Source organism: Thalassotalea marina (genome assembly GCF_014656435.1).
GTDB classification, from domain to species: Bacteria; Pseudomonadota; Gammaproteobacteria; order Enterobacterales; family Alteromonadaceae; genus Thalassotalea_C; species Thalassotalea_C marina.
Genome location: NZ_BNCK01000002.1, coordinates 1 through 20036, shown reverse-complemented (window position 1 = coordinate 20036; position 20036 = coordinate 1). Strand labels below are relative to the sequence as shown.

23 protein-coding genes and 1 rRNA gene are annotated in these 20036 nt (G+C 39.0%); 11 read left to right on the top strand and 13 right to left on the bottom strand.

All coding sequences use genetic code 11. The features are described 5' to 3' along the window. Nucleotides 1–123 precede the first annotated feature (123 nt). From IE199_RS03440 to IE199_RS03425, 4 genes are all read left to right on the top strand, one after another. Complete coding sequence (locus IE199_RS03440) at nt 124–846, top strand: helix-turn-helix domain-containing protein (protein WP_189767349.1); 723 nt, start codon at nt 124–126, stop codon at nt 844–846. Between the two features lie 146 nt (nt 847–992). After that, nucleotides 993–1445: an NfeD family protein gene (locus tag IE199_RS03435; protein WP_189767348.1), complete on the top strand. Its 453-nt coding sequence runs from the start codon at nt 993–995 to the stop codon at nt 1443–1445. Between the two features lie 45 nt (nt 1446–1490). After that, nucleotides 1491–2411 (top strand): SPFH domain-containing protein, encoded by a 921-nt coding sequence (locus tag IE199_RS03430; RefSeq protein WP_189767347.1) that lies wholly within the window; start codon nt 1491–1493, stop codon nt 2409–2411. A 20-nt stretch (nt 2412–2431) separates the two neighbouring features. Then, on the top strand, nt 2432–3346 hold the full coding sequence (locus tag IE199_RS03425; RefSeq protein WP_189768349.1) for an SPFH domain-containing protein: 915 nt from the start codon (nt 2432–2434) through the stop codon (nt 3344–3346). Between the two features lie 15 nt (nt 3347–3361). Here IE199_RS03425 and IE199_RS03420 read toward each other — a convergent pair whose 3' ends face one another. From IE199_RS03420 to IE199_RS03405, 4 genes are read right to left on the bottom strand one after another with little or no spacing between them, the layout of a single operon-like run. Beyond that, nucleotides 3362–3649, bottom strand: a complete 288-nt coding sequence (locus IE199_RS03420; protein WP_189767346.1) for a hypothetical protein — start codon at nt 3647–3649, stop codon at nt 3362–3364. Nucleotides 3650–3665: 16 nt separating this feature from the next. Continuing rightward, on the bottom strand, nt 3666–4505 hold the full coding sequence (locus IE199_RS03415) for an NAD(P)-binding domain-containing protein (RefSeq protein WP_189767345.1): 840 nt from the start codon (nt 4503–4505) through the stop codon (nt 3666–3668). Continuing rightward, nucleotides 4506–4985 (bottom strand): nuclear transport factor 2 family protein, encoded by a 480-nt coding sequence (locus IE199_RS03410; RefSeq protein ID WP_189767344.1) that lies wholly within the window; start codon nt 4983–4985, stop codon nt 4506–4508. Between the two features lies 1 nt (nt 4986). Next, the gene (locus tag IE199_RS03405) at nt 4987–5877 is read right to left on the bottom strand and encodes a bifunctional GNAT family N-acetyltransferase/hotdog fold thioesterase (RefSeq protein ID WP_189767343.1); all 891 of its coding nucleotides are present in this window, start codon (nt 5875–5877) and stop codon (nt 4987–4989) included. 41 nt (nt 5878–5918) lie between these two features. Here IE199_RS03405 and IE199_RS03400 point away from each other — a divergent pair, with 41 nt between their 5' ends. Continuing rightward, entirely contained in the window at nt 5919–6683 is a 765-nt protein-coding gene (locus tag IE199_RS03400) for a class I SAM-dependent methyltransferase (protein ID WP_189767342.1), read from the top strand. Here IE199_RS03400 and dtd read toward each other — a convergent pair. Genes dtd through IE199_RS03385 form a run of 3 tightly spaced genes read right to left on the bottom strand, consistent with a single transcriptional unit; the run spans nt 6645 to nt 8910 of the window. Continuing rightward, nucleotides 6645–7082, bottom strand: coding sequence for a D-aminoacyl-tRNA deacylase (gene dtd, locus IE199_RS03395; RefSeq protein WP_189767341.1), 438 nt, complete (start codon nt 7080–7082; stop codon nt 6645–6647). The two genes, IE199_RS03400 and dtd, sit on opposite strands and share 39 nt — an antisense overlap. A gap of 5 nt (nt 7083–7087) precedes the next feature. After that, entirely contained in the window at nt 7088–8047 is a 960-nt protein-coding gene (gene pip, locus IE199_RS03390; RefSeq protein ID WP_189767340.1) for a prolyl aminopeptidase, read from the bottom strand. A 2-nt stretch (nt 8048–8049) separates the two neighbouring features. Further along, nucleotides 8050–8910 (bottom strand): virulence factor BrkB family protein, encoded by an 861-nt coding sequence (locus tag IE199_RS03385; RefSeq protein ID WP_189767339.1) that lies wholly within the window; start codon nt 8908–8910, stop codon nt 8050–8052. Nucleotides 8911–9016: 106 nt separating this feature from the next. Here IE199_RS03385 and IE199_RS03380 point away from each other — a divergent pair, with 106 nt between their 5' ends. Both IE199_RS03380 and IE199_RS03375 read left to right on the top strand, forming a co-directional pair. Then, nucleotides 9017–9241: a hypothetical protein gene (locus tag IE199_RS03380; RefSeq protein ID WP_189767338.1), complete on the top strand. Its 225-nt coding sequence runs from the start codon at nt 9017–9019 to the stop codon at nt 9239–9241. A gap of 1 nt (nt 9242) precedes the next feature. Next, complete coding sequence (locus IE199_RS03375) at nt 9243–9899, top strand: DUF2959 domain-containing protein (RefSeq protein WP_189767337.1); 657 nt, start codon at nt 9243–9245, stop codon at nt 9897–9899. Between the two features lie 33 nt (nt 9900–9932). On the opposite strand, the gene IE199_RS03370 is transcribed toward IE199_RS03375, so the two are convergent. The 3 genes from IE199_RS03370 to typA form a co-directional block, all read right to left on the bottom strand. After that, the gene (locus IE199_RS03370) at nt 9933–10097 is read right to left on the bottom strand and encodes a hypothetical protein (protein WP_189767336.1); all 165 of its coding nucleotides are present in this window, start codon (nt 10095–10097) and stop codon (nt 9933–9935) included. A gap of 36 nt (nt 10098–10133) precedes the next feature. Further along, nucleotides 10134–10313 (bottom strand): hypothetical protein, encoded by a 180-nt coding sequence (locus IE199_RS03365; RefSeq protein ID WP_189767335.1) that lies wholly within the window; start codon nt 10311–10313, stop codon nt 10134–10136. Nucleotides 10314–10636: 323 nt separating this feature from the next. Beyond that, nucleotides 10637–12454 (bottom strand): translational GTPase TypA, encoded by a 1818-nt coding sequence (gene typA / locus IE199_RS03360; RefSeq protein ID WP_189767334.1) that lies wholly within the window; start codon nt 12452–12454, stop codon nt 10637–10639. 301 nt (nt 12455–12755) lie between these two features. On the opposite strand from typA, the gene glnA reads away from it, so the two are divergent. From glnA to glnG, 4 genes are all read left to right on the top strand, one after another. After that, on the top strand, nt 12756–14162 hold the full coding sequence (gene glnA, locus IE199_RS03355) for a glutamate--ammonia ligase (RefSeq protein WP_189767333.1): 1407 nt from the start codon (nt 12756–12758) through the stop codon (nt 14160–14162). Nucleotides 14163–14274: 112 nt separating this feature from the next. Next, nucleotides 14275–14805: a DUF4124 domain-containing protein gene (locus tag IE199_RS03350; RefSeq protein ID WP_189767332.1), complete on the top strand. Its 531-nt coding sequence runs from the start codon at nt 14275–14277 to the stop codon at nt 14803–14805. 78 nt (nt 14806–14883) lie between these two features. Then, nucleotides 14884–15972: a nitrogen regulation protein NR(II) gene (glnL, locus tag IE199_RS03345; RefSeq protein ID WP_189767331.1), complete on the top strand. Its 1089-nt coding sequence runs from the start codon at nt 14884–14886 to the stop codon at nt 15970–15972. Continuing rightward, nucleotides 15966–17369: a nitrogen regulation protein NR(I) gene (gene glnG / locus IE199_RS03340; RefSeq protein WP_189768347.1), complete on the top strand. Its 1404-nt coding sequence runs from the start codon at nt 15966–15968 to the stop codon at nt 17367–17369. The genes glnL and glnG overlap by 7 nt, the downstream gene beginning before the upstream one ends. Before the next feature lie 47 nt (nt 17370–17416). Here glnG and IE199_RS03335 read toward each other — a convergent pair whose 3' ends face one another. The 3 genes from IE199_RS03335 to IE199_RS03325 all read right to left on the bottom strand — a co-directional run. Beyond that, nucleotides 17417–17800, bottom strand: coding sequence for a MerC domain-containing protein (locus IE199_RS03335; protein ID WP_189767330.1), 384 nt, complete (start codon nt 17798–17800; stop codon nt 17417–17419). Between the two features lie 113 nt (nt 17801–17913). Beyond that, nucleotides 17914–18873, bottom strand: a complete 960-nt coding sequence (gene epmA / locus IE199_RS03330) for an elongation factor P--(R)-beta-lysine ligase (protein ID WP_189767329.1) — start codon at nt 18871–18873, stop codon at nt 17914–17916. A 1062-nt stretch (nt 18874–19935) separates the two neighbouring features. Beyond that, nucleotides 19936–20036, bottom strand: a 23S ribosomal RNA gene (locus IE199_RS03325); the annotation flags it as partial.

The following is a 20036-nucleotide window of genomic DNA, read 5'->3' as shown; positions in this document are numbered from 1 at the left end:
AAGCCTTGAATAATATGGTCTGTCGTAACTTTGGCGTTAAAATGGCGTAAGCTTTTTCTGGCGTTTTGCACAATTAAATTTGATATTTTCAGGCGAAACAGCATTGAAATTGAGGAGTATCAATTGCAACCTTTAAACCAAATACTTTCACCGGAGCGTATCAAATCGTTACGTAAAGATAACGGCTGGTCTCAAGAGTTATTGGCTAAAGCGGCAGGATTAAGCCTTAGAACAATCCAACGCGCCGAAAAAGATGGTAATAGTTCACCAGAAACGCAATTGGCGTTAGCCGCTGCATTTAATGTCTCTCCAAAAGAGCTCTTTTCTGTTTCAAATCAACCTGATGTAAACTGGAAAAGGAAAAATATGATGCAAAACGTTTTCGCTTTGTTAGTGGTTACCGGAGCAATACTGATGTTAGTGTTACTCGGTGGTGATCTTGGCATGTTTGCCGATTTTTATGGAGTACTGTTTTTAGTACTTTTTACGTATTCGTCAACGGTTATCGCTTTTGGTACCCACGGCTTTATCAAATCGCTCACCGGTTTAAGTTACTTGTTTGCCAACGACATTGCGCATACGCCTGCAAGTGACTATTTATCGGTCATATTCAAACGGCAAGTTGTATTTATTTATGGCGCGGCATTTATCGCTTTTTTGATTGGCTCTATTGCCATTTTTTCAAGTGAAGAAGCTATTGCGTCAAATACAATATTCTTCAGTGCATTTGCAGTGAACCTACTGATCGTAATGTATGCCGCCATTTTAGCTGAGGGTGTTTATCGTCCATTGGCGACAAAACTTGAAACAAGATCTATCGCTCAACAATTTAAAGTAGCAGAGTAAAATTTGTGATTGACATATTATGTCACCATTGTTAAGTTAAATGTCATGGTAAGGAATAGCTTTGTTATCTCCTACGCTATGATATGATTGTTGCGAGTCATTAATTCAATTTTTGACTCGTCTAACTAGAAAACAAGGAGCTTTCAATGGATTACATCATGTTTTTTGAAACTTGGATTGTATTGGCAATCTTGTTTTCTTGTTTAGAAATCTTCATTCCAGGCGGTATTTTATTAAATCTAGGTATCGCCTCATTACTTGTTGCCATTGGCGTTCAACAAGAGCTACTCGATACTTGGGTGTTAACCCTTACCACTTGGTTTATTCTCGCCACAATTTTACTGTTTGTGCTCTACTTTTTCTCAGATAGGTTTTTCAAAGGTGACGAAACTATAGGTAATGTCTTTGAAGAGCTCGATATATATGGACAAACCGTAGTCGTTGTCGAAAACATTGGCCCTGGCACACACGCCGGTCGTGTTGAATTTCAAGGGACAACTTGGAAAGCGCTTGGTGACGGTTCAACAATAGTAGCAGGCACTCAAGCAACCATAGTGTGTAAAGACAATATTTCATTGGTCGTAGAACCAGTAAAGTAACCCTATCTAAATAAATTTTTGATCACTTAACAAGGAGAAAGCCTTATGTTAGCCAGCCTAACTATTGCTTTACTTGCGTTGATTTTCATCGTGGTAAAGTTAATCCTGATTGTTCAAATGAAAGAAGTCTGTGTCGTTGAGCGGTTGGGAAAATTTCGAGCCGTGATGGAACCAGGAGTCCACTTTTTGATCCCATTTATTGACCGCGTTGCATATCGTCATGAAACAAGAGAACAAGTGTTAGACATTCCTGCACAAAGTTGTATTTCACGAGACAATATTCAAATTGATGTTGATGGTTTGGTTTATATCCAAGTGATGGATGGTGCAAAAGCAAGTTACGGGATTGAAGATTACCGTCGAGCTAGCGTTAACCTTGCACAAACCACGATGCGAAGTGAAATAGGTAAATTAAATTTAAGCCAAACATTTTCAGAGCGTGATGCATTAAATGAAACCATTGTCAGAGAAATTGATAAAGCTTCTGATCCTTGGGGTATTAAAGTACTGCGCTATGAAGTCCGCAATATCACGCCATCAGATAATGTTGTTCACACATTAGAAAAACAAATGGAAGCAGAGCGCAGAAAACGTGCTGAAATCACTTTAGCGTTAGCTGAAAAAGAGTCAACTATCAACCTTTCTGAAGGACAACGCCAAGAAGCGATAAATTTATCAGAAGGTGATAAACAAAGACAAATTAACGAAGCCCACGGGCGAGCAAGAGAAATTGAAATATTAACCAACGCCTCTGCTCAGGGTATTAACCTCATAGCCAAAGCTGCTGCTCGCTCTGGCGGTGATAAAGCAATTAAAATGCGCTTAATGGAACAGTTTATCAAACAAACTGGCGATATTATGAAAACAGCAGACGTGTCAGTATTACCAAGCGATATGGCAAAACTCGAAGGTTTTTTTGAGGGAATGGATAAAGTGACACAAACGGTTCAAGGAGCAAAATCATGATTGACGCCAATGCAACACCGATGGAAATAGCCGTATTAGTCGTTTGGGCTTTTATCTTTTTATATCTTGCTTTTAAATTTATCCAAGCCATATGTTTAGTGCCAACAAAATCTGCGTATGTCGTCGAAAGACTGGGTAAATATAAATGTACTTTGGAAGCAGGTTTCCACGTATTGTTACCTTTTATTGATCGAGTAGCCTTTGTACAAGATTTAAAAGAGGAGACCATCGATGTTCCGCCTCAACAGTGTTTTTCTATGGATGAAGTCAATGTAGAAGTTGATGGTGTTATTTACATTCAAGTTGTTGACCCGATAAAAGCGAGTTACGGCATTACAGATTATCGTTTTGCCGCCATGCAATTAGCACAAACAACAACACGTTCAGTCATAGGTACTTTAGATTTAGACCGAACCTTTGAAGAACGGGACATTATAAGTGCAAAAGTGGTTGAGGTATTAGATAAAGCTGGTGAGGCTTGGGGCATCCGAGTTCATCGGTATGAAATCAAAAATATCACTCCACCGCTAACAGTTAAAAATGCCATGGAATTACAAGTAAATGCCGAACGCGAAAAACGCGCTATTTTGGCTAAAAGCTTAGGTGATAAACAAAGTCGAATAAATCGCTCAGAGGGCGACATGACAGAAATGATTAATATTTCTGAAGGTGAAAAACAGCGAAGAATAAACTCAGCAGAAGGTAAAGCAGAAGAAATATTAGCCATTGCCACGGCAACCAGCGAAGCGATTAACAAAATAGCCGATGCTATCGAACAACCAGGTGGCGATCAAGCAATCGAAATGCAGCTAAATGAACAATATATCCAGCAGCTAGCAGGCCTTAGTGCAAAAGATAGAAAAATTGTTTTACCTGCTAATCTACTCGACTTTAATCAGTGGCTTGGCACCTTGGGCGCTTCCAATAAACAGTAATAATACCAATTTGCGCTAGGGTAAAAGCAGTACGCCTAGCGCAGCCATCATGGCGATAGCCATAAAAAACCACACTCTATCACTTAGAAAGTATGATTTACGTTTTAGTGCTTCTCTAATTCGTATATTCACAACAAACATTAAAGATGCACTAACAGCTATCGCAAGATAAGTAAGAATCGCTTTGACTGTGGTGTTTTCCTCTACGTAAAAATAAAATGAACCACCGTTAACGACGACAAAGTTAAGTACAAATACATGAACAAATAAACATATTGCCAGCATGCCTGCTTGTTTAACCATAAGACTGCCCTTTAATCTATACTTTGGTTTCTACCGCGCTCAACCACATAATGAGATCATCAAATTTGTATTGATAACTCAATGACTCTCTTAATTTGTTGCCAAGCACTAGTCTTCCAGTATCATTATCGTTTTCTTCAAACATCGGGCATGTTTTATCCAGAGCTTTTGCTGCATGTTGGTAAAATGTTTTCTTGTTCACTTGCATATCACTGACACAGTTATATAGACCACCTATATTTGCCTTTGACAATAACAGCAGTAGCTCTACAACATCATATTGATGTACCAAATTAACAAAGGCATTAGCCGATTTTAATCGTCTGTCTGCATTAAAAAATTTACCTGGATGCCTATTTGGACCGACTAATCCAGCACAGCGAAGCACGATGGAGTTATCACTAAAAGCCAAAACATATTGTTCAGCCTTATTTATCAATGAAACCTTTTCATCTTCCAAGCAAAGCTCACTTTGTTCGTCCACTTCGCCAGAAAGCCCTTCGTATGCAGCCGTTGTACTAATTAACACAATACGCTTTACTGCACCTTGCTGAGCGGCTAATACTAGCTGCTTAATTTTATCCGGATAATCCTTTTTTCCCTGTCTAAACTGTGGCGTAATACAAATGATCAAAACTTCACAGTCAAACACTGGGTAATGCTGGTCACTATTTTCAAAAGGTAATATTAGCTGATGTGAGCAAATCCCTTCTTGCTCTAACGTGACTAATTTTTCAGCGTTTTGACTGGTTGCAACAACACTGACGTTTTGTTGGATAGCTTTTTGAGCCAACGCATACCCTAACCAACCACAACCAACAATTCCTAAGGAAAAACTGCTGTTAGTCTTTTTCATTTAATTTACACCTTGCTTTGACACTGACGCCGATTCAATTGTGTTTACGATAACCTTTGATAAATCGTTTGGAATAGGAATGGACAAGTTGTACTGCAGAATTTGCCAGCGTCCATCAATTTTCATTACAACACCTGAACCACGGCAAAGACCGTAACTATCATTATCAAGTAACTCATCAAAAAACACGATATCAGGATTGTTAGTTTCTGTGACATGACGCTGACGAGTGACGTACTTCCAACCTTTACCTTTACTAAAATACGGCTCAGCAAACGTTTTAAATTGCGCTTTTGTCCAGCGTTCAGTGGGGTCTGTCCCCAAGAAAACACTATTTTCCGCCAATAAAGAAAAGTAGGTGGTGCCATCAGCCTCAGCAGCAGCCAAATGAAAACTATCTAAAACTTTATTAATCTCCTCATTGGCCATACTTGGTAAGGAAACTAAAAAACAAACAAAAGCAGTAATTAAAAATTTCATATTATGATTTTATTGCAACGTAAGCGCCGTTAAACGTCGCTGCAATTTTATCTCCTGAAAAAAGGTTTATTGATAGGGTAAATCGCGCTTTGTTCGATTGTGATAATTGCGCTACATCACCCTGTATTTTATTAACATCGACCTTTGCACATGCAACATCAGGAATCGGTGCTAAGTATTTAATATCAGCCTTAGCCAATACAATATCGGCATCAATGTTCGCTGTTTGCAAACTTAAATAGACCCAGCCCCAGCCAGTCAAAGTAGCTAAAGTGTATATACTGCCAGCAAACATAGTGTTGTGTAGATTTTTATTAAACGATACATCACAGTGTGTCACAAACTGCTGACCATCAAAATAATCTGCAGACATACCCATTGCAAGGCTCATAGGAATCGTCTGATGCCAAGTAGACTGCAGTTGTTTTAACAACTCGCTGTGACTTTCTTTTGCTTCGCGAAGCGATTTTTCCATACGAAAATGCTGGATTTCGTCATACAGCACATGAGCGCTTCCTGTTACTTGATAACCAAGCTTTTCATAAAAAGCAACAGCGAGTTCTCGTGCATTTAAACATATTTTTTTTACCCCTCGCTGGCTAGCCTCTGCTTCCAGCGCATCAATAACTACTTTGCCATAGCCATTTCCTTGAGCATCACTTGCCGTTGCCATATAGCGAATGTGGCCACACCAATATTGATCAATATGTAATCGCCCGACAGCAAGTACATTGCCTTGCTCATCAATGATCATTCGATGGATTGCGCTTGGCTCCAACTCATCTTTTTCACTGCCCTGCGGTTGTTGCCACGGCGCTCTTAAGACTTGCCAACGTAATTGGTAATATTGAATAAACTCCGCATCATTTTGTGGCGCTCGACAATGGATCATAGGCTATGCTTTGTAGGTAGTATAAATTTGTTTGGTATTTAATGAAATTAATCACCCATTTACAACAAGGAAAGCTACTATTTTTACAAGACCAAGGATTTAGGTTGACCATAGAAGAAAATCAACACTTTCGCTGGATGTCATTTAATGGTGTACCACAAAGTGTCATGCATTTACGCCAGCCACACTGGCTGACTTTACCACATCACTTTTTTCTTATTTTACCTCTTGCTTTTATTACGCCAAACCGGGTTGTTGAAGTGGGTTTAGGTGGTGGAAACTTGAGTCGTTATTTATGTACAACATTACCAGAAGTCATCTTAACGTCTTTTGAGTCCGCACCTTCAGTTATAGATTGCTTTACAAGATTTTTTAGCCCAATACCACTGCTAAATCATCGGGTAATTTTACAAAATACCAGCACTGAGCTATTTAATATTACTCGAGATATCGATTGGTTTATTTATGATGTATTTTCGACTACAGATAACAACGGTATCGAGCTAAAAACAGTAACTTCCTTGCTAAACAAGATCGAAAATAACGCTTGGCTAACACTAAATCTGCCAAACTTGTCACCAAACAAACTGGACTTAGTGTTGAGGCAGTTACAAAAACATCTTGGACAAAACTGTATGTACTACTTTTTTGTCCCTTATTACAAAAATATTATTGTGCACATTGGTCCAGCCACTAACACGAAGCAGGCATCGGTTTTACCACGTCGAACGTCAAATCGGCTGCACAATCTATGGCAGCATGCATGCTTAGATCGTCAATTGAAAAGTGACAGGACCATCGTTTAATAGTTCAACTTTCATATCAGCTCCAAATATACCAGTAGGCACACTAAACCCTTTCTCTCGAAGTTGCTGGCAAAAATACTGATATAACCCTTTGCTAAAATCTGGCGCTGCAGCCCCAGTAAAACTAGGGCGTAAACCACTGTTGGTATCTGCAGCTAGTGTAAACTGAGATACGACTAAGATATCCCCCCCAGCTTGCGCAACATTAAGGTTCATTTTACCGTTTTCATCTTCAAATATTCGATAGCCAGCTACTCTTTCAGCTAAACGAGCCGCCTTTTTTTCATCATCGGCAGGTTCAACTGCCAGTAATACTAAAATGCCTTTTTTGATAGCACCAACAGTTTCGTTTTCCACTGTTACGCTAGCGTGAGATACTCGTTGGATCAGAGCGATCATGTAAATTAGTCCTGTAAAAAACTAGCCATTACCTCAGTTGCTTTACACATAGCATCTATTGTCTGACTTTCAAATCCACTGTGACCTGCTTGCGGTAAAATTTGTAAGCTGGCATTATCCCAGTGCTGCACCAGTCTATAGGCATTGTTTAATTGGCAAACCATGTCGTAACGACCATGAATAATAATGGCGGGAATATGACTGATTTTATTTATATTTTCAATAATATAATCTTCTTCAACAAAGCAATTGTTAACGAAATAATGATTGGAAATCTGCGCCATACATGCAGCTTGATGATAATCTTCAACATGAGACAAACTCGACGCGTTATGCTCTAAGCTCGACAATCTCAACTCCCACAAATACCAAGCTTTGCAAGCAGAAGAAATCGCCAGCTCGTTATTATCGCTAAAAATATCACGGTATTGCTGTAATATGTTTTGTCGTTTGTCTGGGTCGAGCGGAGCAATAAAATCTTGAAAATAATCAGGGAAAAACTGAGCTGCGCCGCGGTATTGATACAACCAGTTCAATTCTGATTGTGTTGCCAAAAACACCCCTCGAAGAATAAATGCGATAACGTGTTTCGGGTATTGAATGCCATAAAGCATAGCTAAGGTTGTTCCCCAAGAGCCACCAACAATCAGCCATTTGTCTACATTGAGATGCTTCCTTATTGTCTCTATATCAGTTACCAGCATTTGGCTATTATTATCTTCAATTGATGGTGCAGGCTTTGAACGACCACAACCTCGTTGGTCAAAACTAATGTATCGATATTTTTCAGGATCAAAATAACGCCGGTGATTTTCACTACAGCCACTGCCCGGCCCGCCGTGAAGGTACAACACGGGAATGCCCTCTGGGTTTCCCGCCTGCTCAATATACAACTGATGATGATCGCTAACTGTTAGCCATTCTTCTTTGTAAGGCGAAATTTTTGGATGCAAAATTCTAGACATAGTTATTGCTCGTCACTTTTGATCTTTTCATTATAGTCTTCGAGACACACAGTAAATAGTGCCCCAACTAAAACCACTAACCAAGACACATAAACCCATAAAAATAGAATAGGAATAGTTGCTAAGGCGCCATATATGGCTTGATACGACGGTAATTGTGTTACGTATATTGCAAAACCTTTTTTCGCTAACTCAAATAATACCGCAGCCAATAATGCACCGGATATAGCAAACTTAAAAGGTACAGCTTTATTAGGCACAATTAGGTACAACACTAAAAAAGCAATGACTGATGTAAACAAAGGGAGCAAACGCATCAACACGTTACTGATGCCAAAAAAGTCGTAATCACCAAGAGACACTGCGGATAAAATATAGGTTGTTGTTGTAATACTGCTACCAACAAGTACAGGGCCAAGCGTTAAAATCATCCAATAAATGGAAAATGCCGTCACTATCGGACGCTTTTTATCTACACGCCAAAGCTTGTTTAAACACTGATCAATGGCAGAAATAAGCAACAATGCAAAGAAAAACAAAAAAGTTAACGCCACTGCGGACATCTTAGAGGCATTTTCAACAAAACCAGTGATATGATTTTTAACAATGTTGCCTGAAGCTGGTACAAAGTTTTGGAAGACAAATTCTTCAATCATCACTTTAATATCAGCAAAAATAGGGAAAGCGGTCATAACCGATAGCATGACAACCAGTAAAGGGACGAGTGACATTAACGTGACGTAGGTTAAATAGCCCGCATTAACGTGGACTTGTTCAGCGTTCATACGCTTAACAAAAAAAATGCTAAAGCCCTTTAATGTCGTCCAAATGCCTGACTCTATATAGTGTTTAATCGTCTTCATGCTGATTCATTAGTTACAAATCGATAAATTTGTGTATATCATGGTAGTTAATTAAAGACTATCACCAATCATTTATATAAAACAATTATTGAATAAGGAGTTATGTATGGCAGGACAAGGTTCTGGCGGTAACGTATTAGCAGCAATTTGTAGCTTTTTTATTCCTGGGCTAGGTCAGCTCGTTCAAGGTCGTATTATTCCTGCTATATTATTTTTTGTAGCAATGGCAATTTCGTGGGCACTTGTTTGGATTGCAATAGGTTGGATTTTAGTTCCAATCGTATATTTATGGTGCATCATCGACGCCGCTCGATATAAAGGTGGTGATTGAAATGAAACAACGTAGCGTAACAACCCTGTGTTGGCTTGTTGCAGCGTTAATGCTTGTAGGCTGCCAGTCAGCCTATTACTCTGCGATGGAAAAAATGGGCAACCATAAACGTGATATCTTAATTGATCGTGTTGAGGCGGCCACAGAATCACAGGAAGAGGCAAAAGAAGAGTTTAAAAGTGCTCTAGAGCAACTCACGACTCTGGTAAATTTTGATGGTGGCGAACTGCAAACTCAATTTGAATTAGCAAAAGATCGCTTCGAAGCTAGCGAAAAAGCAGCACAAGAAGTTACCGACAGAATTGATGCCATCGAAAACGTTGCAGAAGCACTGTTTGACGAATGGAACGAAGAAATAGATCAATACAGTAACGCGTCACTTAAAAGTCAAAGTAAGTCGCAATTACGCCAAACTGAACGCAGATACCAATCAGTTATTTCAGCAATGCATAATGCCAGAGAAACTATGTCACCAGTGCTTGCCGCCTTAAAAGACAATATGTTGTTTTTAAAACACAACTTAAATGCAAAAGCTATTGGCGCTTTAAAAGGTGAATATAGAACTATCCAACGAGATGTTGACCGTTTAGTTGCCCAAATGAATAAATCGATTCAAGACTCAAAAGCTTTTATCGATACACTAAAGGCGACTAATTAATAACACTATATTTGTTAATGGTATGCAAAAATATCAAGTGAGCTCATCTAGCTCACTTTTTTTATCTATAAAACAGTCTGATTGCTCATTCACAAGTGCTAACAGATCAGATAGTTCCTTTACCTGATTAATGCCAGCTTGTCCCTGTTCAAATAAATCACTGAGTCTTTGTAATTGTCTTAGTTGCTCGGGTGACATCCTAACTTCCTTTTACAATATGGGTCTAAATACCAGTTAACCTGCTAAGCTGTTATCTGGATTTCTTTGCACGGCTATTGGTCCAAGTTGCTCCCTGCCGTCCTCAAAAAACTCTTTGTACAATAATTCCAGCTCTTTTTGCTCTATAATATTTGCTGATTCTGCCAACACTTTTTCAAATAGAACATTCAATCGCTTAACTTTGTCGCTATCCATTTTTATATCCATCGTTTGCTAACCAATCCATAGCACAACCAGACAATCGTAATTTGTATTAGAGTGTAGCAGGAGTTTGTAAGCTTGTTATACAAAGGACATTTATAGGAAAGCCTCCATTTGCTTCCTCAATTAGCACAAACAACAAAATAACTATAAATATCAGTACATTAAATAACAAAAGATAGATGGCACTGCTAATAACTGACACAGTATTGAGATATATCTTACAAAATTGAGCGATTAATCTTACGAGAGAATGACAGTATCTTGAGACAAAAAAATACCGCGATTAACGCGGTATTTCTTGATACTCGGAACGATTATTTTTTCGCTCGACTTTCACGTTTACGATCCGACTCTTTTAGCCACTTTTTACGAATACGGATGTTTTCCGGTGTAACTTCAACTAATTCATCATCATCAATAAACTCTAACGCTTGTTCAAGCGTCATTTTAATTGGTGGTGTTAAGATCTGGGCATCATCTGTACCAGCAGCACGTACGTTAGTTAACTGCTTACCTTTTAACGCGTTAACTGTTAGGTCATTGTCACGGCTATGAATACCAATAACCATACCTTCATAAACTTCTACACCATGACCAATCATTAGACGGCCACGCTCTTGTAGGTTAAATAGTGCGTTTGTCAGTGCTTTACCTTGGGCATTTGCAATTAATACACCGTTGATACGTTGTCCAATTTCACCGCCTTTGTGAGGACCATACTCAAAAAATGTATGATAAATTAGACCAGAACCTGACGTTAGCGTCATAAACTCAGTTTGAAAACCAATCAAACCACGACTTGGCATGATGAAATCCATACGTATACGGCCTTTGCCGTCAGGTGCCATATCAGTAAGCTCTGCTTTACGAAGACCCATTTTCTCCATAATAGCGCCTTGGTTAGCCTCTTCTACGTCAACCGTAACGGTTTCATATGGCTCTTGTAGTTCACCATCAATTTCGCGCATGATTACTTCAGGACGAGAAACAGCAAGCTCAAAGCCTTCACGGCGCATGTTTTCGATCAAAATACCTAAGTGAAGTTCACCACGGCCAGAAACTCGGAATTTATCAGGATCTTCAGTTTCTTCTACGCGAAGAGCAACGTTATGCACAAGCTCTTTTTCTAAACGTTCTAAAATATTACGCGAAGTAACATACTTACCTTCCTGACCAGCAAATGGTGAAGTATTTACTTGGAATGTCATAGTAACAGTCGGTTCGTCTACTGATAATGCAGGAAGTGCTTCTACTTCTGAAGGGCAACATACCGTATCAGAAATTTTAAGCTCACCTAAACCTGTAATAGCAATAATATCACCAGCTTGTGCTTGCTCAACTTCATGACGGTCTAGGCCTAAATAACCAAATACTTTACCAACTTTAGCATTGTGAATCTTGCCATTTGCACCATGCACGGTCATTTGTTGATTCGGCTTTACAGTTCCACGAGTAATACGACCAACACCGATTACACCTAAATACGAGCTGTAATCAAGTTGAGAAATTTGCATTTGGAATGGACCATCCAAATCAGCATTTGGTGGTGGAACTTGATCAATGATGGTTTGGAACAATGGCGTCATGTCTGTGCCTTGTTCACCTTCTTCTAATGAAGCCCAACCATTAATTGCAGAAGCATAAACAACTTGGAAATCTAGCTGATCATCTGTAGCACCTAAGTTATCGAAAAGATCAAAGACTTGATCCATTACCCACTCAGGTCTAGCGCCTGGCTTGTCTATTTTGTTGATAACAACAATAGGCTTCAAACCTTGTGCAAAAGCTTTTTGTGTTACGAAACGCGTTTGAGGCATAGGACCTTCTTGCGCATCAACGATTAAAAGCACAGAGTCAACCATTGACATAACACGTTCAACTTCACCACCGAAGTCAGCGTGTCCCGGTGTATCTACGATGTTAACTCGATAGTCATTCCAGTTAATTGCGGTATTCTTCGCTAAAATGGTAATGCCACGTTCTTTTTCGATATCGTTTGAATCCATAACGCGATCGTCGTGATCGGTTCTGTCGCCAAGCGTTCCAGATTGCTCCAATAATTTATCAACCAATGTTGTCTTACCATGGTCAACGTGGGCAATGATTGCAATGTTTCTTAATTTATCTAACACAAGTTTATGCTCATAGGGCTAAATGATAGGCCGCGTATTTTACAGGACTAAAGCACACAATTAAAAGATAATCCTGATTAAATTTTTTGCACTAGTAAATTACAATTCCCTCAACTACACTTGCCTTGCACCAATGCGATGCGGCCTACGCACCACATTAGTGCAACCGCTAAAACCAGAACACCATATACCACTGATAAATAAGAACTTTATCTTTGGCACAGTTTTAGCTAATAGCATTACAACTAAATGATGCGATGTTGCATTTTTAAATATTAGATAACTTCACTGGAGACACTCAATGTCACAAGCCGTTTTAGATTTGATCAAAGAAAACGACGTTAAGTTCGTTGATTTACGCTTTACTGATACAAAAGGTAAAGAGCAGCACGTTTCATTGCCTCATCACCAAATTGATGAAGACTTTTTTGAAGAAGGCAAAATGTTTGATGGTTCTTCTATTGCTGGCTGGAAAGGCATTAATGAATCAGACATGGTATTGATGCCTGATGCAGCAAGTGCTGTTTTAGATCCTTTCACAGAAGAAGTTACTTTAAATATTCGTTGTGACATTATCGAACCAACTACGTTACAAGGCTATAGTCGCGATCCTCGTTCAGTTGCAAAACGTGCTGAAGAGTATATGCGCTCAACGGGTATTGCAGATACAGTATTGTTCGGCCCTGAGCCAGAATTCTTCGTATTTGATGACATCAAGTTCCACACTGATATTTCTGGTTCAATGTACAAAATTGACGACAAAGAAGCTTCTTGGAATGGTGCAACTCACTATGAAGACGGCAACCACGGTCACCGCCCTGGTGTTAAAGGTGGTTACTTCCCAGTAGCTCCAGTAGATTCTTCACAAGATCTTCGTTCTGCAATGTGTTTAGTTATGGAAGAAATGGGCCTAGTTGTTGAAGCTCATCACCATGAAGTTGCTACAGCTGGTCAAAACGAAATCGCTTGTCGCTTCAATACTATGGTTTTAAAAGCTGACGAAGTACAAATCTACAAGTATGTAGTTCAAAATGTTGCTCATGCTTATGGCAAAACAGCAACCTTTATGCCTAAGCCTTTAGTGGGTGATAATGGTTCAGGTATGCACTGTCACCAATCTTTAGCTAAAGATGGCGTAAACTTATTTGCTGGTGATAAATACGGCGGGTTGTCAGATATCGCACTTTACTACATCGGCGGTATCATCAAGCACGCTAAAGCATTAAATGCATTTACTAACGCTTCAACTAACTCGTACAAGCGTTTAGTCCCAGGTTTCGAAGCACCGGTAATGTTAGCTTATTCAGCGCGTAACCGTTCTGCTTCAATCCGTATTCCTTTAGTTCCTTCAGCTAAAGCGCGTCGTATTGAAGTACGTTTCCCTGATCCAACAGCTAACCCATACTTAGCATTCTCTGCAATGTTAATGGCTGGCTTAGATGGTATCAAAAACAAAATCCACCCTGGTGATGCAATGGATAAAGATCTATATGACTTACCAGCAGAAGAAGCTGCTGCAATTCCTCAAGTAGCCTCTTCTTTAGGCGAAGCTTTAGACTCTTTAGACGCTGATAGAGAGTTCTTAACTGCAGGTGGTGTTATGGATGACGATATGATCGATGCATATATTGCGATTAAACGTCAGGAAGTTGAAAAACTTAACATGACAACTCACCCAGTAGAGTTTGAAATGTACTACAGCTTATAATGTAGCTATAAACATAATAAAAGAAAAAGCTCACTTCGGTGGGCTTTTTTAGTGGCTAAATTTTAGTAATTTATATAAATTACTATATATCAGCCCCAAAAAGGAGAGCGCGTTGTCTAATAAACTCATCGTTACGGTAGTATTATTTGTCAGTTTTGCTCTGTGTGGTAAAGTCTTTTCTGCGTCGACAAAGGTTTATGTGTGGGTTGATGAAAAAGGCAAGGTTGTATATTCCGACACGCCACGTCCAGGCGCTGAAGTTGTAGAAGTAAAAGAAAAAAACATCATCTCTTCTAATATCGATACCTCAATATTGGATATCAAACCCAAGGTCATTGAAGACAAATTTGAAGTTGAAATAACCCAACCTAAAAATAGTCAAACCATCAGAGACAATACCGGCTCTGTTTTGGTGCAAGGACGAATAAAGCCTTTATTCAAACAAGGCCACAAAATACAGCTACTTTTAGATAACTCCCCTTATGGTTCACCGCAAAACTACGCGCTATTTAGACTTAGTAACGTAGACAGAGGCGAACATACACTTAAATTCGAACTACAAGATAACAAAGGCAAGGTAATTGCATCATCTTCTCCAGTTACCTTTTACATGCACAGAACCTCGTCAATCAAGGTAAATTAAACGATAAAAAAGTGCAATTTAGGGTGATTAACTTTACACTAAAACCATAACGCACCATTTTAGTGCATAAGAGGTCTTATGCTTAACTCGTCTACTGATCATCGGCCGGATAAGCTTTATTATCAGCAAAACCTACCCAATCACATGGTGACTGCGGTTATTGTTTTAAACAGCCAGTTAGCTATTCAATATGTTAACCCTGCAGCAGAAGCTCTTTTGATCAAAAGCTTCAACAAATTAAAAAACCAACGCCTTGAAACCGCTTTGTTTAATAGCCCAATTAGTGAACAGAGATTAAAACAACTCCTTACCTCAGGACAGGAGTTTAGCGACAGTGACGTGGTGTTAGAGCGTTTAGATAAACGCACCATCACTGTAGAGCTAACTGCATCATCCATCGAACTAGATATGCAACCTCATATTTTGTTGGAGTTCAAACAGATAGACCAACAAAAACAAATCAGCGAAGAAGCTTTTCAGCACCAACAATGGGAGTCTGCCCGCGATTTGATCAGGGGTTTAGCTCACGAAATAAAAAACCCTCTAGGTGGTCTGCGTGGTGCGGCCCAACTGTTAACGAAAGAATTAACGGTTGATCAACAAGAATATACCAACATGATAATAGAACAAGCAGACAGATTAACTAACTTAGTTGATAGATTGCTTGGTCCAAATCAACTTCCCAAAATGGTTTACAACAACATTCACGTTGTGCTTGAAAAGGTTGCTCAATTAGTAAGTTTCAATTTACCTGAGCATGTCACTATTTTAAAAGATTACGACCCCTCTTTACCTGAGTTTTCGTTTGACGAAGACAAAATACAGCAAGCAATTCTGAATATTGTAAATAATGCTATTCAGGTGTTAGGCGGCAATGGCGTTATACGTATAAAAACCCGAGCTGCAATTAACAAAACAATCAATGGAAAAAGAATAAAACTATGTGCACGGATCAGTATTATCGATAACGGTCCAGGAATTCCAGACAAAATTCAAGATACTTTGTTTTACCCTATGGTTTCGGGTCGTGATAACGGCACTGGGCTGGGCTTATCAATTTCACAAACATTGATAAATCAACATAAAGGAAAGCTATATTGTGTAAGTCGCCCTGGACACACTGAATTTAGCTTGCTTCTTCCTATTTCAGAAGAGATAACATTATGATCGCTGAACAAGTATGGGTTGTTGACGACGACAGTTCGATCCGCTGGGTATTAGAAAAAGCATTCTCCGGTGCTAACGTAAGTTGTGCAACATTTGACAATGCGAATGATTTATTGATTGCACTCGATAGTGCTCAGCCTGACGTAATAATTTCTGATATTCGCATGCCAAACATTGATGGTATGACATTGCTCAAAGACATTAATGAACATCACCCCAACATCCCGGTTATCATCATGACTGCACATTCTGATCTAGATAGTGCAGTTAATGCTTATCAAGGCGGTGCTTTTGAATATCTTCCTAAGCCATTTGATATAGATGACGCATTATCACTAACCAAACGAGCACTAACTCAAGCTTACGAAAATAAAGCAAAAACAAAACAAGAATCCTCCAACATCGCATCAGTAGGAATCATAGGTGAAGCACCTGCAATGCAGGAAGTTTTTAGAGCAATAGGCAGGTTATCTCGCTCAAGCATTAGTGTTTTAATTAATGGTGAGTCTGGGACTGGTAAAGAGCTTGTTGCTCATGCTCTACATATGCATAGCCCCAGATCAAAACAACCCTTTATCCCATTAAACATGGCAGCTATTCCCAAAGATTTAATTGAGTCTGAATTGTTTGGTCACGAAAAGGGAGCATTTACAGGGGCTACTACGGTAAGACAAGGAAGGTTCGAACAAGCACATAACGGAACATTATTTTTAGATGAAATTGGTGATATGCCTCTTGATATTCAAACTAGGTTATTAAGAGTACTTGCCGATGGTCAGTTTTATCGTGTTGGCGGCCACTCTCCAATTAAGGTTGATGTACGAATTTTAGCGGCAACACATCAAAACTTAGTCGACAAGGTAAAGGCGGGTCAATTTAGAGAAGACCTATTTCATCGTCTGAACGTTATTCGTATCCACATTCCTAGTTTACGAGAGCGAAAAGAAGATATCGCTCAGCTTTGCCAACACTTCCTTAAAAACGCAGCTAAAGAGCTAAGTGTTGAAAGTAAAATTTTGGACAATAAGACTCTGGCACACTTGTGCCAATATGACTGGCCTGGCAACGTGAGACAGTTAGAGAATATATGTCGTTATCTTACCGTTATGGCAAGTGGTCAGGAAATTCATTTAGAAGACTTACCAGAAGAAGTCTCAAAAAATAACTTCCACAGTGAACAAACGACACAAAGTTGGCAAACACAATTGCAACAATGGGCGATGGCAAAACTTAATAGTGGAGAAAGCGCCCTGCTAAACACTGTACAACCAGAGTTCGAAAAAATAATGATTCAATGTGCTCTTAATAGTACACAGGGACACAAACAAGAAGCAGCAAAAAAATTAGGTTGGGGTAGAAATACGTTAACACGTAAAATGAAAGAACTGGGAATGTAAAAGGTAATTGTATGGCTTATATAATAAAGCCACACAATTGCTATTTGTTAATCGCTACAACCGTGGCTGCTGCACTGCTTACAACTATCGCATAACTTAATATTGATAATATGAGCAGCGACGATCAAGGTTGCGCCAATTATGATAAAAAATGGTTCCGCTTGTTCACTAAAATCATGTTTGATCCAATAAACACCAATACCCAACATAAGTAAGTAAAACGGGTAAAGCTTTTTATGATATCGCTTAAAACCTGACAACATAGCTATAGAGCCAAGGATACCAGTAATTAGAAGAAACACATGCTCCCAAAAATGATCAGCAAGGAAAGTTAACCCTAACAATGGTAACGCAGGCAAAATTACAGGTAAAAGTATGCAATGCAGTGCACACAAAGACGTTGCTGTAATACCAAGCCTATCTAAAAACACGAGCTACCTTTAGAGTTAATTTTATCAAGGCGCGAATAATATCACACATGCGATATTATAACAAAACAATATTTTTGCGTTGAATGTAAAAATTATTACGTTCAACTACAAGATTACGCATTTTCTGTAGTGAATGTTAAGACTTTTTCTATACTTGTTTTCTTTAATGCAATCATCAACAATCGATCAACGCCCAAAGCAACACCTGCACATTTCGGTAGTCCTACCTCCAATGCTTGTAAGAAATTATCATCTATAGGCATTTCAGGTTTACCTATTGCTTTACGTTTGAGATTATCCTGTTTAAACCTTTCAGCTTGTTCACTGGCATTAACTAATTCGTGAAAACCATTAGCTAATTCAATACCATGGAAATAACATTCAAACCTTTCCGCGACTCTATTATCTTCTTTAGAAATCTTAGCTAAAGCTGCTTGTGAACTAGGGTAATGGTAAACCATCACAGGCCTTTCTTTGCCAATTTGTCTTTCAATAACTTCGCTAAAGAGGACTTGTAGTAAAACGTCTAGATCTTTTTCCGCAGTAATCCAATCCCCCAAAATATCATTAGCTGCAAGGCATGCTTTTAACTCATTAAGGTCGGTATTTAACGGATCTATATTTAAGTAAGTTTGAAAAAGTTGCTGATAAGTAAATTTATCCGATGGTTCGCATGCCAATACGTATTGCAACAGCTCATCTACTTCATCCATTAAAGCATAATGATCAAAACCAAGCCTATACCACTCAAGCATGGTAAATTCAGCATTATGAAATCGACCAGAATCTTCATAACGAAAAGCTTTACATATTTGGTAGATAGATTGAAAGCCCGATGCCAATAACCTTTTCATCGCAAACTCAGGCGAAGTCTGCAAATACATTAACTTATTGTCAATTGCTGGATAAGCCTTTGTAGAAAAAGCGTCTAAATGTACGTCTGTAACTGTGCCATGGGACAACAAAGGCGTTTCTACCTCAATGACTTCTCTCGTGGTGAAAAATTGACGAATAGTCGCAATTATTTCAGCTCTTTTTTTGGCATCTTCCCAAGATAAATTTGCTTGCCACATAAAATTGATGAACCGCTAGGTGATACTCATAATGTAAAACAAAAAAGCTCCAGTCGCTAGAGAGAAGGCTTAATTAACTACTTGGTAATGTCCTATTCTCATATGGGCGTTACATCAATATAAGCCACACGACCATCGAAGTTATTGAACGTCACTTTAGCTTATTTGTGTAAAAACGCATGGGATCAGATAGCCCATATACGAAAAAAGCCCCAGTCAAATGACTGGAGCCTTAATAAGGTGCTTGGTAATGTCCTGCTCTCATATGGGCGTTACTTCAATATAAGCCACACGACCATCAGCGTTATTGAATTTTACTTCAGCTTGTTTGAATAAAAACGCATGGGATCAGGTTTCAGTCTTCATATACGAAAAAAGGCTCCAGTCAAATGACTGGAGCCTTAATAAGGAGCTTGGTATTGTCCTACTCTCACATGGGCGTTACTTCAATATAAGCCACGCTACCATCGACGTTATCGAACTTTACTTCAGCTTATTTGTGTAAATACTCATGGAAACAAGTATCAGTCTTCATATACGAAAAAAGCTCCAGTCAAATGACTGGAGCCTTAATAAAGTGCTTGGTAATGTCCTACTCTCACATGGGCGTTACTTCAATTTAAGCCACACTACCATCGGCGTTATCGAACTTCACTTCAGCTTATTTGTATAAAAACGCATGGGATCAAGTATCAGTCTTCATATACGAAAAAGGCTCTAGTCAAATGACTGGAGCCTTAATAAGGTGCTTGGTAATGTCCTACTCTCACATGGGAACTTTCTACAACGCTATGGTTACCAAGCGAAAACTTGTAAATCTGTTAATGATTAATAAACTAAATTAATTAACTAATCATTCGCAGAGTAAAAAGCCCGATACTTTAGTATCGGGCTTTTTTGGGAATAAAAGCTTAGCGATGTCCTACTCTCACATGGGAACTTTCTACAACGCTATTGTCGCTAAGCATAAACTGGTTACAAAATGGAAAGCTTTTCTATATCGTCTTCTAATTCAAATCTTGTGTACGTGTTTCTATCAAACTCAAACAACTTAGGTGTTGTATGGTTAAGCCTCACGGGCAATTAGTATCAGTTAGCTCAAGGCCTCACAACCCTTACACACCTGACCTATCAACGTCGTAGTCTCCAACGACCCTTTAGGG

Coding starts and splice junctions, on each gene's coding strand:
- IE199_RS03435 (WP_189767348.1), top strand. CDS start 993: ATGGATTACATCATGTTTTTTGAAACTTGGATTGTATTGGCAATCTTG.
- IE199_RS03430 (WP_189767347.1), top strand. CDS start 1,491: ATGTTAGCCAGCCTAACTATTGCTTTACTTGCGTTGATTTTCATCGTG.
- IE199_RS03425 (WP_189768349.1), top strand. CDS start 2,432: ATGGAAATAGCCGTATTAGTCGTTTGGGCTTTTATCTTTTTATATCTT.
- IE199_RS03420 (WP_189767346.1), bottom strand. CDS start 3,649: ATGGTTAAACAAGCAGGCATGCTGGCAATATGTTTATTTGTTCATGTA.
- IE199_RS03415 (WP_189767345.1), bottom strand. CDS start 4,505: ATGAAAAAGACTAACAGCAGTTTTTCCTTAGGAATTGTTGGTTGTGGT.
- IE199_RS03410 (WP_189767344.1), bottom strand. CDS start 4,985: ATGAAATTTTTAATTACTGCTTTTGTTTGTTTTTTAGTTTCCTTACCA.
- IE199_RS03405 (WP_189767343.1), bottom strand. CDS start 5,877: ATGATCCATTGTCGAGCGCCACAAAATGATGCGGAGTTTATTCAATAT.
- IE199_RS03400 (WP_189767342.1), top strand. CDS start 5,919: ATGAAATTAATCACCCATTTACAACAAGGAAAGCTACTATTTTTACAA.
- dtd (WP_189767341.1), bottom strand. CDS start 7,082: ATGATCGCTCTGATCCAACGAGTATCTCACGCTAGCGTAACAGTGGAA.
- pip (WP_189767340.1), bottom strand. CDS start 8,047: ATGTCTAGAATTTTGCATCCAAAAATTTCGCCTTACAAAGAAGAATGG.
- IE199_RS03385 (WP_189767339.1), bottom strand. CDS start 8,910: ATGAAGACGATTAAACACTATATAGAGTCAGGCATTTGGACGACATTA.
- IE199_RS03380 (WP_189767338.1), top strand. CDS start 9,017: ATGGCAGGACAAGGTTCTGGCGGTAACGTATTAGCAGCAATTTGTAGC.
- IE199_RS03375 (WP_189767337.1), top strand. CDS start 9,243: ATGAAACAACGTAGCGTAACAACCCTGTGTTGGCTTGTTGCAGCGTTA.
- IE199_RS03370 (WP_189767336.1), bottom strand. CDS start 10,097: ATGTCACCCGAGCAACTAAGACAATTACAAAGACTCAGTGATTTATTT.
- IE199_RS03365 (WP_189767335.1), bottom strand. CDS start 10,313: ATGGATAGCGACAAAGTTAAGCGATTGAATGTTCTATTTGAAAAAGTG.
- glnA (WP_189767333.1), top strand. CDS start 12,756: ATGTCACAAGCCGTTTTAGATTTGATCAAAGAAAACGACGTTAAGTTC.
- glnL (WP_189767331.1), top strand. CDS start 14,884: ATGCTTAACTCGTCTACTGATCATCGGCCGGATAAGCTTTATTATCAG.
- epmA (WP_189767329.1), bottom strand. CDS start 18,873: ATGTGGCAAGCAAATTTATCTTGGGAAGATGCCAAAAAAAGAGCTGAA.